Origin of the sequence: Stutzerimonas urumqiensis, from assembly GCF_003640395.1 — a bacterium.
In the GTDB taxonomy this organism is placed as follows: Bacteria; Pseudomonadota; Gammaproteobacteria; order Pseudomonadales; family Pseudomonadaceae; genus Stutzerimonas; species Stutzerimonas urumqiensis.
Window position 1 is genome coordinate 219397 of record NZ_RBZQ01000004.1, and the last position, 13198, is coordinate 232594.

General features: G+C 66.0%; 11 protein-coding genes. 8 read left to right on the plus strand and 3 right to left on the minus strand.

The features are described 5' to 3' along the window. Positions 1 to 200: 200 nt before the first annotated feature. The 8 genes from D7325_RS09340 to xylB all read left to right on the plus strand — a co-directional run bounded on the left by D7325_RS09340 (position 201) and on the right by xylB (position 9739). The gene (locus D7325_RS09340) at positions 201 to 1127 is read left to right on the plus strand and encodes a carbohydrate kinase family protein (RefSeq protein WP_120995285.1); all 927 of its coding nucleotides are present in this window, start codon (positions 201 to 203) and stop codon (positions 1125 to 1127) included. A gap of 82 nt (positions 1128 to 1209) precedes the next feature. Continuing rightward, positions 1210 to 2127 carry an AraC family transcriptional regulator gene (locus D7325_RS09345; protein ID WP_425452281.1) on the plus strand — a complete coding sequence of 306 codons (918 nt, stop codon included), beginning with the start codon at positions 1210 to 1212 and terminating at the stop codon, positions 2125 to 2127. 235 nt (positions 2128 to 2362) lie between these two features. Beyond that, on the plus strand, positions 2363 to 3667 hold the full coding sequence (locus D7325_RS09350) for an ABC transporter substrate-binding protein (RefSeq protein ID WP_120995286.1): 1305 nt from the start codon (positions 2363 to 2365) through the stop codon (positions 3665 to 3667). 90 nt (positions 3668 to 3757) lie between these two features. Then, positions 3758 to 4693, plus strand: coding sequence for a carbohydrate ABC transporter permease (locus tag D7325_RS09355; RefSeq protein WP_120995287.1), 936 nt, complete (start codon positions 3758 to 3760; stop codon positions 4691 to 4693). A gap of 10 nt (positions 4694 to 4703) precedes the next feature. Next, complete coding sequence (locus tag D7325_RS09360; protein ID WP_120995288.1) at positions 4704 to 5537, plus strand: carbohydrate ABC transporter permease; 834 nt, start codon at positions 4704 to 4706, stop codon at positions 5535 to 5537. A gap of 50 nt (positions 5538 to 5587) precedes the next feature. Further along, positions 5588 to 6694 carry an ABC transporter ATP-binding protein gene (locus D7325_RS09365; protein WP_120995289.1) on the plus strand — a complete coding sequence of 369 codons (1107 nt, stop codon included), beginning with the start codon at positions 5588 to 5590 and terminating at the stop codon, positions 6692 to 6694. A gap of 55 nt (positions 6695 to 6749) precedes the next feature. Beyond that, positions 6750 to 8222: a mannitol dehydrogenase family protein gene (locus D7325_RS09370; RefSeq protein ID WP_120995290.1), complete on the plus strand. Its 1473-nt coding sequence runs from the start codon at positions 6750 to 6752 to the stop codon at positions 8220 to 8222. Positions 8223 to 8233: 11 nt separating this feature from the next. Then, positions 8234 to 9739, plus strand: a complete 1506-nt coding sequence (gene xylB, locus D7325_RS09375) for a xylulokinase (protein WP_120995291.1) — start codon at positions 8234 to 8236, stop codon at positions 9737 to 9739. Here the strand turns inward: xylB and nudC are convergent, their stop codons facing one another. Genes nudC through D7325_RS09390 form a run of 3 tightly spaced genes read right to left on the minus strand, consistent with a single transcriptional unit; the run spans position 9740 to position 13105 of the window. Next, positions 9740 to 10576, minus strand: coding sequence for an NAD(+) diphosphatase (gene nudC, locus D7325_RS09380; RefSeq protein ID WP_120995292.1), 837 nt, complete (start codon positions 10574 to 10576; stop codon positions 9740 to 9742). Next, complete coding sequence (locus D7325_RS09385) at positions 10573 to 12249, minus strand: FimL-related protein (RefSeq protein ID WP_120995293.1); 1677 nt, start codon at positions 12247 to 12249, stop codon at positions 10573 to 10575. The genes nudC and D7325_RS09385 overlap by 4 nt, the downstream gene beginning before the upstream one ends. 37 nt (positions 12250 to 12286) lie before the next feature. Beyond that, positions 12287 to 13105, minus strand: coding sequence for a crotonase/enoyl-CoA hydratase family protein (locus tag D7325_RS09390; protein WP_120995294.1), 819 nt, complete (start codon positions 13103 to 13105; stop codon positions 12287 to 12289). Positions 13106 to 13198: the final 93 nt, after the last annotated feature.

Genomic DNA, 13198 nt, shown 5'->3' on the forward strand with positions numbered 1-13198 from the left:
CGACTTTTCTTTTTTTCTGAAGGGCTTGCGGAATATTCTTCATTAACAGTCGAGAAGCTGAGCGCTGTCCCATGGTCATCCACGAACCGGGACCAGCCCCGCGCCAGGCAGAATCGTATCGGTCGCCGGTCAGCTTCGTACTGTCTCAGGCGAATCAGGCTGACTAAGCTGCGAGAACCTTCCACGGCGGACGAATCACCATGTACCTGGTTTGCGGCGAGGCCCTGTTCGATGTCTTCGCGTCGCCCACGGCGCTCGGCAACCGGCTGACACTGGAAGCAGTCGCCGGCGGCTCGCCGTTCAACGTGGCGGTCGGCTTGCGCCGGCTGGGCGTGCCCGCCGCGCTGTTCACCGGCCTCTCGCGGGACTACTTCGGCCAGCGCCTGGGCACCTTGCTGGCGACCGAGGGGGTCGACACGGGCTACCTCGTCGACGTCGACGCGCCGACGACCCTGGCGATGGTGGCGCTCGACGCGACGGGCGCGCCGGTCTATGACTTTCGCGGTGCCGGCTGCGCCGATCGGCTGCCGCGCATCGACCAGTTGCCTCCGCTCGGCGATGACGTCCGTGGCGTGCACCTGGGCTCCTACTCGCTGGTGGTCGAGCCGATCGCCGACACACTCCAGGCGCTGGTCGAGCGGGCCGAGGGCCGGCTAATCTCGCTCGACCCCAACATTCGCCTGAACGTCGAGCCCTCGCTCGAGCGCTGGCGCGAACGGATCGACCGGCTGGTCCCGCGCGTACAGCTGATCAAGGCCAGCGATGAAGACCTGCGCCTCCTTTACCCCGACGAATCCCAGGACGCCGTCGTCCAGCGCTGGCTCGCGCAAGGCTGCCGCGTGGTGCTGCTGACGCGGGGCGGCGACGGCGCAAGCCTGTACCGCGACGGCACTGTGCTGAGCGCGGCGGCTCCGGCGATCACGGTCTGCGACAGCGTCGGGGCTGGCGATACCTTCCAGGCCGCGGTGCTGGCCTGGCTGCACGAACAGGGCGCCGATTCGCCGGCCGGGCTCGAGGCGCTCGCGGACGATGCCCTGCAACGGATGCTCGACTTTGCCTGCCGCGCCGCCGCCATCACCTGCACGCGGCGCGGCCCGGATCTGCCGCACCGCGCGGAGCTGGACTGAGTGCGGCACCGCGCATTCGACTGAAGGCGGCTTGGACGCACGCCCCTCGCCGGCTATAACCCATTCGGGAACAACGACAACCATGCCCGATGCCATGAAGACCGCACGCACCACCGACCCGTCCTACGAGCTGATGGACGACCACAACGGCAATTCGTTGATCTATCGCGAGCACGGCTTTCCCTGCCCGCTCGTGCGCTGGCACAACCACAAGGAATACGAGCTGCACCTGATCGTCGCGAGCGCCGGCAAGGTGTTCATCGGCGATTACGTGGGCAATTTCGCGCCCGACAGCCTCTTTCTCACCGGCCCGCACCTGCCGCACAACTGGATCAGCCAGGTCGAGGACGGCGAAGTCATCGCCAAGCGCGACATGCTGGTCAACTTCACCGACGAATTGCTACAGGCCGGCAACCAGGTGTTCTCCGAACTGCGCCTGCTGGCACCGATGCTGGAGCGATCGCGCTACGGCATCGAATTCCGCGACCCGGCACTCATCCGCCGCGCCGGCACGCTGATGCAGCAGATCGCCGACAGCCGCGGCATCAGCCGGCTCGGGTATTTCTTCATCCTGATGGAGCTGCTGGCCGGTTGCGACGACTACCAGTTGTTGTCCGGCACCACCGCGACCCAGCTGGGCGACGACCAGCACGTCGACCGCACGAACCTCGCGGTCAACTACATCTTCGACAACTACATGCGCGAGCTGCCGCTGGAGGAAGTCGCCTCCCATCTCGGCATGAAACCGACCTACTTCTCGCGCTTTTTCAAGCGCGCCACCGGGCGCTGCTACGTCGAGTTCGTCAACAGCCTGCGCATCAGCAAGTCCTGCGAGCTGCTCACCGACAGCGACAAGCCGGTCACCGACGTGTGCTTCGAGTCGGGCTTCAACAACCTGTCGAACTTCAACCGGCGCTTCCAGCAGCTCAAGGGCATGACGCCCTCGCGCTATCGCCGCCTGGCGATGCAACGGCTGACCGAGCAGAACCTCGCCGTCTAATACGCTTTGCCCCGTCAACAATCCGTCCCTGCCCCGTGCCAACCGCACGGGGCGCGGCTTCGTCTTGCGCATCGAACCTGGAACAAGTGCAAGAAAGTATCGAACGAAGTGTGCGCGAGGCTTTGTCGCCGGTTGCCTGGCGGGGCTGTAATGAGCCCCGAATCCGCGCCGAGCAGCGCGGTGAGAACAACAATAAAGACCTGTGCAGCGAAGCCTGCGCAGGAGGAGTCCCGACATGAAGATCGCTAAAGCGCTACTCGGAACGACCTGCCTGGCCCTGGCCTGTCATGCCCAGGCCGAAACCCTGACCATCGCCACGGTCAACAATGCCGACATGATCCGCATGCAGCGGCTGTCGGAGACCTTCGAAAAGACGCACCCCGACATCGACCTCAACTGGGTCGTGCTCGAAGAAAACGTCCTGCGCCAGCGCCTGACCACCGACATCGCCACGCAGGGCGGCCAGTTCGACGTGCTGACCATCGGCATGTACGAGGCGTCGCTCTGGGGCGACAAGGGCTGGCTGGCGCCGATGAACAACCTGCCCGCCAGCTACGACGTCGACGACGTCTTCCCCTCCGTGCGCGAAGGGCTGTCGGTCGACGGCACGCTCTACGCCTTGCCCTTCTACGCCGAAAGCTCGATGACCTACTACCGCAAGGACCTCTTCGAGCAGGCGGGCCTGACCATGCCGGAGCATCCGACCTGGTCCCAGATCGCCGACTTCGCCGCCAAGCTGCACAAGCCCGAGCAGGAGCAGTACGGCATCTGCCTGCGCGGCAAGGCCGGCTGGGGCGAGAACATGGCGCTGATCACCACGATCGCCAACAGCTTTGGCGCGCGCTGGTTCGATGAGCAGTGGCAGCCCGAGTTCACCGGCCCGGAATGGACGAAGGCGGCGAACTTCTATGTCGACCTGCTCGGCAAATACGGCCCGCCCGGCGCGTCGAGCAATGGGTTCAACGAGAACCTCGCGCTGTTCAACAGCGGCAAGTGCGCGATGTGGGTCGATGCGACCGTGGCGGGTTCGTTCGTCACCGATGCGTCGCAGAGCAAGGTTGCCGACAAGGTCGGTTTCGCCTTCGCCCCGCACGAGGCCACCGAGAAAGGCTCGGCCTGGCTGTATTCCTGGGCGCTGGCGATTCCCGCCACGTCCAACAACAAGGACGCGGCGATGGAATTCGTCACCTGGGCGACCTCCAAGGACTACGCCAACCTCGTCGCCGAGACCGACGGCGTCGCCAACGTGCCGCCGGGCACGCGCCAGTCGACCTACAGCGAGGCGTACATGAAGGCCGCGCCCTTCGCGCAGGTCACGCTCGAGTCGCTCAAGCAGGCCGACCCGGCCGATCCCTCGGCCAAGCCGGTGCCTTACGTCGGCATCCAGCTGGTGACCATTCCCGAGTTCCAGGCCATCGGCACCCAGGTCGGCAAGATGTTCTCCGCAGCACTGACGGGGCAGATGCCGGTCGAGCAGATGCTCAACGCGGCGCAGCAGTCGGTGCAGCGCGACATGAAGCGCGCGGGCTATCCCAAGTAACGCCAGTCGTCTCGCCAACCGAACCGCGCGCCCTCTCACCACGCCCGCCGGGATTTCCCGGCGAGGCAGGCGACCTCTCGGAGACGCCGTATGAACAGCACAACCCTAGCCACCCCGAGCACCGCCACGTCGGACGCGCGCCCGGTGCATGGTCGCCGTCGGCGCAGCCCCGGCTGGTTCCTGATCAGCCCGTCGGTCACGCTGCTGCTGATCTGGATGCTAGTGCCACTGGCGATGACCGTCTACTTCTCGGTCATCCGCTACAACCTGCTCTACCCCGGCGAGCGCGGCTTCGTGGGGCTGGAGAATTTCCACTACTTCCTGACCGACGCCGGCTTCATCCCCGGCATGACCAATACGCTGATCCTCGTCGGCGGCGTGCTGCTGATCAGCGTGGTGCTCGGCGTGCTGATCTCCGCGCTGCTGGAGGCGGCGGAGTTTCCCGGCCGCGGCCTGGTACGCGTCATGCTGATTTCGCCGTTCTTCATCATGCCGACGGTCAGCGCGCTGATCTGGAAGAACCTGATCTTCCACCCGGTCTCCGGCGTGCTCGCCGCACTCTGGAAGTTCTTCGGCGCCCAGCCGGTGGACTGGCTGGCGCAGCATCCGATGGCGTCGATCGTGATCATCGTGGCCTGGCAGTGGCTGCCGTTCGCCATCCTCATCCTGATGACGGCGATGCAGTCACTCGACCAGGAGCAAAAGGAAGCGGCGCGGCTCGATGGGGCCGGTCCGCTGGCCATCTTCTGGCACCTCACGCTGCCGCACCTGGCACGCCCCATTGCGGTGGTGGTGATGATCGAGATGATCTTCCTGCTCTCCGTGTTCGCCGAAATCTTCACCACCACCAGCGGCGGTCCCGGCTATGCCTCGACCAACCTGGCGTACCTCATCTACACCCAGGCGCTGTTGCAGTTCGACGTTGGCATGGCCTCGGCGGGCGGGCTGATCGCCGTGGTGATCGCCAACATTGCCGCCATCCTGCTGGTGCGCATGCTCGGCAAGAACCTGACCGAAAAGCACTGAGGGCTGACCGATGCTGACGCTCAAACAAAGTCGCCGCCTCAATACCCTGCTGGTCGGGGGCGTGTCCTGGATCGTGGCGCTGCTGCTGTTCTTTCCGATCTTCTGGATGGTGCTGACCAGCTTCAAGACCGAGATCGACGCCTTCGCCACCCCGCCGCAGCTGTTCTTCACGCCGACGCTGGAGAACTACCTGCATATCCAGGACCGCAGCGGCTATTTCCGCTTCGCCTGGAACTCGGTGGTGATTTCCTTCGGCGCGACGGCGCTGGGCATGCTGTTCGCCATTCCGGCGGCGTACTCGATGGCATTCTTCGAGACCAAGCGCACCAAGGGCACGCTCCTGTGGATGCTCTCCACCAAGATGCTGCCGCCGGTGGGCGTGCTGGTGCCGATCTACCTGCTGGCCAAGCAGTTCGGCCTGCTCGATACCCGCACGGTGCTGGTGATCATCTACACGCTGATCAACCTGCCGATCATGGTCTGGATGATCTACACCTACTTTCGCGACATCCCGCGGGACATCCTCGAAGCCGCCCGCATGGATGGCGCCACCACGCTGCAGGAAATGGTCAAGGTCCTGTTGCCCATCAGCAAGGGTGGGCTCGCCTCGACCATGCTGCTTTCGCTGATCCTGTGCTGGAACGAGGCGTTCTGGTCGCTGAACCTGACCTCCGCCAACGCCGCCCCGCTCACCGCGCTGATCGCCTCCTACTCGAGCCCTGAAGGGCTGTTCTGGGCCAAGCTCTCGGCGGTCTCGACGCTCGCCTGCGCACCGATTCTTATCTTCGGCTGGATCAGCCAGAAACAACTCGTCCGCGGCCTGTCGTTCGGCGCCGTGAAGTGAACGATCACGCCGCGGCGCCCGATCGCCGCGGCTTTCGAAGGAGCATCCCCATGGCTGATCTGAAGATCCGCAATCTGAAAAAGGTGTTCGACGACGTCGAGATCATCAAGGGCATCGACCTCGACGTCAGGGACCGCGAGTTCGTCGTCTTCGTCGGCCCGTCCGGCTGTGGCAAGTCGACGCTGCTGCGCCTGATCGCCGGGCTCGAGGAAGTCAGCAGCGGGCAGATCGAACTGGACGGGCGCGACATCACCGATGTCAGCCCCGCCAAGCGTGACCTGGCGATGGTCTTCCAGACCTACGCGCTCTACCCGCACATGAGCGTGCGCCGGAACATGTCGTTCGCGCTCGAACTGGCCAAGGCCGACAAGAACGAGGTGGCCCGCAAGGTCTCGGAGGCGGCGCGCATTCTCGAACTCGAACCGCTGCTCGACCGCAAGCCGCGGCAGCTCTCCGGCGGGCAACGCCAACGGGTGGCGATCGGCCGGGCGATCGTTCGTAACCCCAAGGTCTTCCTGTTCGATGAGCCGTTGTCGAACCTGGACGCCGCGCTGCGGGTGCAGATGCGGCTGGAGCTGGCGCGCCTGCACAAGGAACTCAACGCCACCATGATCTACGTGACCCATGACCAGGTCGAAGCCATGACCCTGGCCGACAAGGTGGTGGTGCTCAATGGCGGGCGGATCGAGCAGGTCGGCTCGCCGATGGAGCTCTACCACAGCCCGGCCAACCTGTTCGTCGCGGGCTTTCTCGGCACGCCGAAGATGGGCTTCCTGCGTGGCCGCATCGCCTCCGTCGGCGCGCAAGGCTGCGAAGTCGAGCTGGACGCCGGCTGCCGCCTGAGCCTGCCGTTGCAGGCCGCCGGGCTGACGAGCGGAAGCGACGTCACGCTCGGCATCCGCCCGGAACACCTGCACCGCAGCAGCGACGAGCGCTGTCATCTCAAGGTCAAGACCGATGTCGGCGAACGCCTGGGCAGCGACACCTACTGCCACGTTCGCACCCGCTCGGGCGAGAGCCTGACCATGCGGGTGCGTGGCGACTTCACCCCGCGGTACGGGCAGGAACTCGACCTCACCCTCGAAAGCGATCACTGCCACCTGTTCGACAGCCAGGGGCAGGCCATCGGCCAACCCTTGCAGCAGCAGGTCGCCTGAACATGCAGACGCCGGCCGACGGCCGGCAGACAACACGCAGTCAATGAGAGTCCCGATGAAGCTCAGCCTCACCACCCTGCCCCAGCTCCCGCCGGCCGTCGCGCGGCCGGGTTATGACCTCGCCGCGGTCCGAACGGGCATCGCCCACATTGGCGTCGGCGGCTTCCACCGCGCCCACCAGGCCGCCTACACCGATGCGCTCATGAACACCGGCGACGGCCTCGATTGGGGCATCTGCGGCATCGGCACGCGCGCGCCCGAGCGGGCGATGCGCGACGCGCTCGCCGGCCAGGACTATCTGTACACGCTGGTCGAACTCGATGATCGCCCCGACACCGAGGTGCGGGTCATCGGCGCGATCCGCGACATGCTGTTGGTCGAGGACGCCTGCGAGGCGGTTGTCGCCCGGCTGGCCGATCCGACGATCCGCATCGTGTCGCTGACCATTACCGAGGGCGGCTACTGCATGGACGACAGCACCGGAGCGTTCCGCGCCGACCTGCCGGAGATCCAGCACGACCTGGCCAACCCACAGGCACCGGTGAGCGTCTTCGGGCTGCTGTGCGAGGCCTTGCAGCGCCGGCGCGCGGCGGGTGTCGCGCCTTTCACGGTGATGTCGTGCGACAACCTTCCGCACAATGGCGACGTCACCCGCAAGGCGTTGCTCGCCTTCGCCCAGTTGCGCGACGCCGAACTGGCGCAGTGGATCGATCGGGAGGTCGGCTTTCCCAATGCGATGGTCGATCGCATCACGCCCATGACCAGCGCAGGCCATCGGCAAGGGCTGCTGGACTCGCACGGCATCGACGACGCCTGGCCGGTGGTCTGCGAGCCGTTCGTTCAGTGGGTGCTGGAGGATCGCTTCGTCAATGGCCGGCCGGCCTGGGACAAGGTCGGCGTGCAGTTCACCGACGACGTGGCGCCTTACGAGGAGATGAAGATCAAGCTGCTCAACGGCAGCCACCTCGCCCTGACGTACCTGGGCTGGCTGCACGGCTATCGCTACGTGCACGAGACGATGGCCGATCCGCTGATCGTCGCGTACATCCGCCAGTACATGGACCTCGACGTCACCCCACAGCTGGCGCCCGTTCCGGGCATCGACCTGGCGCGCTACAAGGACACCCTGATCGAGCGGTTCTCGAACCGAACCATCGCCGACCAGCTCGAGCGGGTGTGCTCCGATGGCTCATCGAAATTCCCGAAATTCAGCGTGCCGACCATCGAACGGCTGATCCGCGATGGCGCCCCGCTCGATCGCGCCGCGCTGGTGGTGGCGGCCTGGGCGCGGTACCTCAAGGGCGTCGATGAACGAGGTCAGCCTTATGCGATACCCGACCCGCGCGCCGCGTTCTGCCAGTCGCTCGTGGCCGAAGATGACGGTCTGGCTGAGCGCCTGCTTGCGCGTGAGGAGATCTTCGGCACGCTCATTCCTCGCTCCGAGGCGTTCCGCGATGCCTTCGAACGCAACCTGGCCTGGCTGCGCACGCTGGGCGTCGCCGGCACGCTGCGCAAATTGCTGAGCTGAGCGGAGGCCGCATGTTTCTTGGCATCGATTGCGGCACCCAGGGCACCAAGGCGGTGGTGCTCGACGCAGACACCGGCCAGGTGCTCGGCGAAGGTGCCGCCCCGCATTCGCTGCTCAGCGGCAGCAACGGCCGGCGCGAGCAGGACGTGCGCCAATGGACGGATGCGCTGGTCGCGGCGACGCACACGGCGCTGGCCCGGGCCGGCCTGGATGGCGAGCGCATACGGGGCGTGGGCGTTTCAGGGCAACAGCACGGCCTGGTCCTGCTCGACGAAAGGGGCCAGCCGCTGCGTCCGGCCAAGCTCTGGTGCGACACCGAGTCGACGCCGCAGAACGAGCGGCTGCTCGACTGGCTCGGCGGCCCGGAAGGCTCCCTGGCGCGGCTCGGCGTGGCCATCGCGCCGGGCTACACGGTCTCCAAATTGCTCTGGACCCTGGAGCACTACCCCGACCTGATCGAGCGCACCGCCCACATTCTGCTGCCGCACGACTACCTGAACTTCTGGCTGACGGGGCGCTGCGTCACCGAGTTCGGCGATGCGTCGGGTACCGGCTACTTCGATGTGCGGGCACGGCGCTGGGATCGTGAGCTGCTCCGGCACATCGACCCCGCCGGCCGCCTCGAGCGGGCACTGCCGACATTGATCGAGCCCGACGGACCTGCCGGCAAGCTGCGCCCGGAAGCCGCAGCGTTGCTCGGACTCGCACCCGGCGTACTCGTCTCGAGTGGCGGCGGTGACAACATGATGGCGGCCATCGGCACCGGCAACATCAGCCCCGGCTCGGTCACGGTGGGGCTGGGTACATCCGGCACGCTGTACGCCTACTCGGACACGCCAGCCATCAGCCCGCACCCTGCGGTCGCCACCTTCTGCTCGTCGAGCGGCGGCTGGCTCTCGCTGATCTGCACGATGAACCTGACCAACGCCAACGCCGCCGTGCGCGAACTGCTCGGAGTCGAGCTCGACCATTTCGAGGCGCTGGTCGCGCAGGCGCCAATCGGCGCAGACGGCCTGACGCTGCTGCCCTATTTCAACGGCGAGCGCGTTCCGCCGCTTCCGAATGCGACCGGAACGCTGACCGGGATGCGGATCGACAACCTGTCGCGCCCCAATCTCTGCCGAGCCGTGATGGAAGGCGTGACCTACGGTCTGCGCTATGGCTTCGACCTGCTCCGGGACAGCGGCATCGAGTGCCGACGGGTGCGCCTGGTCGGAGGCGGTGCGCGCAGTGCCGTCTGGACCCAGATGATCGCCGACGTGCTGGCGGTCGAGGTGGTTCGGGGCCAGCAGACCGAAGCCGGCGCCCTCGGCGCGGCGTTACAAGTAGCCTGGTGCCATGCCCGTACGCTCGACCCGCAGGCCAGCCTGGCCGAGCTGTGCCAGCGATGCGTCGGCCTGGGCGACGAACCTGGCGTGCAGCCGGACTCGCAGGCCGTCCTTCGCTACGAGCAGGCCTATCGGCGTTACCGGGCCGCCCTCGATCAGATGCATGGGTTGGCGCAGGACGCGCCGTGATCAGCCAAGGAGCTGTGGCAGTTCGGTACCGCGACGTTGCGCGACGTAGAGGTCGATCAGGTAGCGCGCGATGGAGCGGCTGGCCGGCAAGGGGGGCAGATCGTCCAGATGGAACCAGCGCGCATCTTCGATCTCCCCCGGCTGCGGCACGATTTCGCCCGAGACATAGCGGGCATGGAAGCCCAGCATCAGCGAGTGGGGGAACGGCCAGCCCTGGCTGCCGATGTAATGCAGGTCGCGGACGGTGACACCGACCTCTTCGAACACCTCGCGCTCCACACACTGTTCCACCGACTCCCCCGGCTCGACGAAACCGGCGAGCGTGCTGTACACGCCCGAGGCGAAACGGGGCGAGCGTGCCAGCAGCAACTCATCGCCCCGATGGACCAGCACGATCATGCTCGGCGACAGCCGGGGGTATTGATGCAGCCCGCACGCCTCGCAGTGCATGGCCCGCTCGGCACCGTGCTGGCGCATCGGCCCACCACAACGGCCACAAAAGCGATGCTGGCTCGCCCAGGTGCCGATCTGCGCGGCATAGCCGAGCATGCGGAACAGCTCGTGGTCATCGGTCTGCAGCATGAATTGCCGCAACCCCTGCCAGAAGGCGCCGGGCAAAGCGGCGGGCTCCATCAGCTCGAGCAGGTAGACGGGGCGCCCCTCGAAATGACCGAGACCGTGCTCGCTGGACACGGGAAGGTCCTGCTTGCTCAGCCAGTCGCGCGGGAACAGCACGCCATTGGCATCGGCGAGAAACTGCTGCTGGCAATGCACCAAGGCCCAGGCGCCCGTCGACGGCGCGCCCAACAGGGCGGGTTGCCAGCGCGCGATGGTCATGCGGCGACCGGCAGGCCCAGCGCGCGAACGCTGTCCGCGGCCAGATCGAGAACGCTCGCTCGCGCCTGATCATGCCGTAGCGCCGCCCCGCCTTCGAGGTAGTACTCGAGGCTGGTCAGGGCATCGGCGAGGGTTTCGAGCATCTGTTCGGATGGCATCTGGGCGCTTTCCATCATGTCCTTCTGGATATAGTCGGCGCAGGCGCCGATCAGTTCCGCGGCGCGCTCTTGGCCGAGGAACCAGAGGCCGCCGCGGACAGCGTTCAGACTGAAAGGCACGTTAGCCAGATGCAGCTTCTCGCCGTTCGATTCGAGATAAGCGGTGATGGCCCGCTTGGCGAGCGCCAGGCCAGCGGCCGCCTCATCGAGTACGACGATGCGGGCTTCGGTGAGCTGATGGTTGGCGAAGGCTTCCGCCTCTGCGCCAGGCTGTGCGATTTGCCGACGGGTATCCCGCCGCTCGCCGCGCTCGAGATTGGCCACCATGCTTTCGACGTACAGCACCGCATCGGCCAGCTTTTGCAGGGCGAGCGGCTCGGGCGCTCGCTCATGGGACCACTCAGATACCACCGGAAGCTGCGCATGCAGCGTGTTGGCTGCCGAGGACAGCCCCACCATGCCGAGTGTCTTGGCGAGCTTGCCGAGCAGGCTGTGCAGACCGCTGAATGCCTCCGGCTGAGCGGCGCCGCGCTCGATCAGGTCGAGCGTGTCCTTGAGGCTCGCCAACTCCTCACGGATGGCCGACGACAACGAACGCATCACCGCTTGTCCGGGGCCGGCCAGACGCTGGTACTCCTCTTCCAGCAGGTGGTCGGTGAACGGCAGCGGCGACAGGTTGAAGGCTTCACGCATCTGGGACGCCAGCGGCCCCGTGCTTTCGGCCAGCGCGACGAGGTACAGCAGCTCCTTGAGCAGGCTGCGGGGCGGCTCATAAGCTGACGATGCGATGAGCTGGCGCAGCTCCCGATCGAGACGGGAAAACAGCTGTTTGCGCGACTGACGCGACAACAGCTGGCCTTCCAGCTGGGATTCGGCCGCGGCAGCGCCAATCCAGCAGAGCCGAGAACCGGCGCGGTCGCCAAGGACGCCATCGAGCCGCGAAAGCGCCCGGGTCATGAGCCTGAGGCCCGCCTGCAGGTTGTCTTCGCGAATGAAGCCGAGCAGGCCCACCTGATACATCTGGCGCAGCCGGCGAACGTCGCCGCTCGCCGCAGCATTCACGGCGGATGGCCGTTCCGGGCGCGCCTGATCGAGACGTGCGCTGAAGAAGAAGCTCTCCGGCAGCGGCGGTTGTCCGCTGGCCGTTCGCAGCGCATTGATCGCCGGCAACAGCACTTCGGGCATTTCCTGCCGGCTGGCATCGACGCCTTCGAGATAGCGCCCAAGCACATAGAGCGCATTGCTCAGCGCCGCAAGATGGGCATCACGCTCCTCGCCAGCCCCCACCGGTATGTCGGTGGCCAGCTGGACGATCTCCTGCGCCAGCAGCTCGGCGCCGGCCAGTTCGATGAGATTGAGCGTGCCGCGAACCTGCTGGAGCCCTTCCACGGCCTGCTGCAACAGGCTGCCGTTGTTCCTGTCGACGATGAAATGCTCGAGGCTCTGCTCGGCTTCTTCCATGGTGGCGAACAACTCGTCGCGTACCATGCCCAGCGATGTGGCTCCAGTGACCATGCCTAATGCGCCTCCCGCGCAACATCGATGCCGTGCATCAGTCGGCGAAATCCGGCTTCTGCTTAGTCATATGCGCCGCCATCGCGACCCGCAGGTCGGCCGATTGCAGCATTGCCGCGTTCCAGGTCGCGACGTGGGCGAGCCCGTCGTCGACGCGATGGTCGCGCATGTAGCGAATCATTTCCTTGGTGCCGCGAACGGCGATCGGGGACTTCTCGGCGATCTGCCGGGCGAGCGCCCGAACGCCTTCGTTCAGCGCTTCGTGACTGTCGAATACCCGATTGACCAGGCCGATCCGGGCCGCTTCCTCGCCATCGACCATCCGGCCGGTGTAGGCCAATTCGCGCATGAGCCCGTCGCCGATGATCCGTGGCAGTCGCTGCAGCGTGCCGACATCGGCGGCCATCCCCATGTCGATTTCCTTGATGGAGAACTGCGCATCGGGGCTGCAATAGCGCATGTCGCACGCGGAGATCAGGTCGATCGCACCGCCGAGGCAGTAGCCCTGGATCGCGGCGATGACGGGCTTGCGACAGGCATCGACCGCATTGAAGGAGGCTTGCAGGGCGAGAATCTTGCGACGCAGCCGATCGGCATTGCGGCCGACGTCATCGCCCAGACCGGCGGCGGCCTGGGCCAGGAGTTGCAGATCGATGCCGGACGAGAAGTGCTTGCCCTCGCCCGTAAGCAACACGACGCGTACGTCGTCGGTGTCGTCGATCCACTGGAAGATTTCGATGATTTCGCGCCAGAAGTCGGCGTTCATCGCGTTGACCTTGTCCGGACGGTTGATCGCTACGTGCGCGATCTTGTCTTCAAGCGTCACGCGGAAGGCTTGATACGGTGTCGTTGACATCCTCGGCGAACCTCGAGCGTTCTTTGTTGTCGCGGGTTTCGTGGCGGGCAACTATAACAAGGCATCGACGAAAGTCGATCTACCCGCCTGTGA

What these genes read in the sequence shown, in the direction of transcription:
- D7325_RS09340 (WP_120995285.1), top strand. Translation starts at nt 201, where the DNA reads ATGTACCTGGTTTGCGGCGAGGCCCTGTTCGATGTCTTCGCGTCGCCC.
- D7325_RS09345 (WP_425452281.1), top strand. Translation starts at nt 1,210, where the DNA reads ATGCCCGATGCCATGAAGACCGCACGCACCACCGACCCGTCCTACGAG.
- D7325_RS09350 (WP_120995286.1), top strand. Translation starts at nt 2,363, where the DNA reads ATGAAGATCGCTAAAGCGCTACTCGGAACGACCTGCCTGGCCCTGGCC.
- D7325_RS09355 (WP_120995287.1), top strand. Translation starts at nt 3,758, where the DNA reads ATGAACAGCACAACCCTAGCCACCCCGAGCACCGCCACGTCGGACGCG.
- D7325_RS09360 (WP_120995288.1), top strand. Translation starts at nt 4,704, where the DNA reads ATGCTGACGCTCAAACAAAGTCGCCGCCTCAATACCCTGCTGGTCGGG.
- D7325_RS09365 (WP_120995289.1), top strand. Translation starts at nt 5,588, where the DNA reads ATGGCTGATCTGAAGATCCGCAATCTGAAAAAGGTGTTCGACGACGTC.
- D7325_RS09370 (WP_120995290.1), top strand. Translation starts at nt 6,750, where the DNA reads ATGAAGCTCAGCCTCACCACCCTGCCCCAGCTCCCGCCGGCCGTCGCG.
- xylB (WP_120995291.1), top strand. Translation starts at nt 8,234, where the DNA reads ATGTTTCTTGGCATCGATTGCGGCACCCAGGGCACCAAGGCGGTGGTG.
- nudC (WP_120995292.1), bottom strand. Translation starts at nt 10,576, where the DNA reads ATGACCATCGCGCGCTGGCAACCCGCCCTGTTGGGCGCGCCGTCGACG.
- D7325_RS09385 (WP_120995293.1), bottom strand. Translation starts at nt 12,249, where the DNA reads ATGGTCACTGGAGCCACATCGCTGGGCATGGTACGCGACGAGTTGTTC.
- D7325_RS09390 (WP_120995294.1), bottom strand. Translation starts at nt 13,105, where the DNA reads ATGTCAACGACACCGTATCAAGCCTTCCGCGTGACGCTTGAAGACAAG.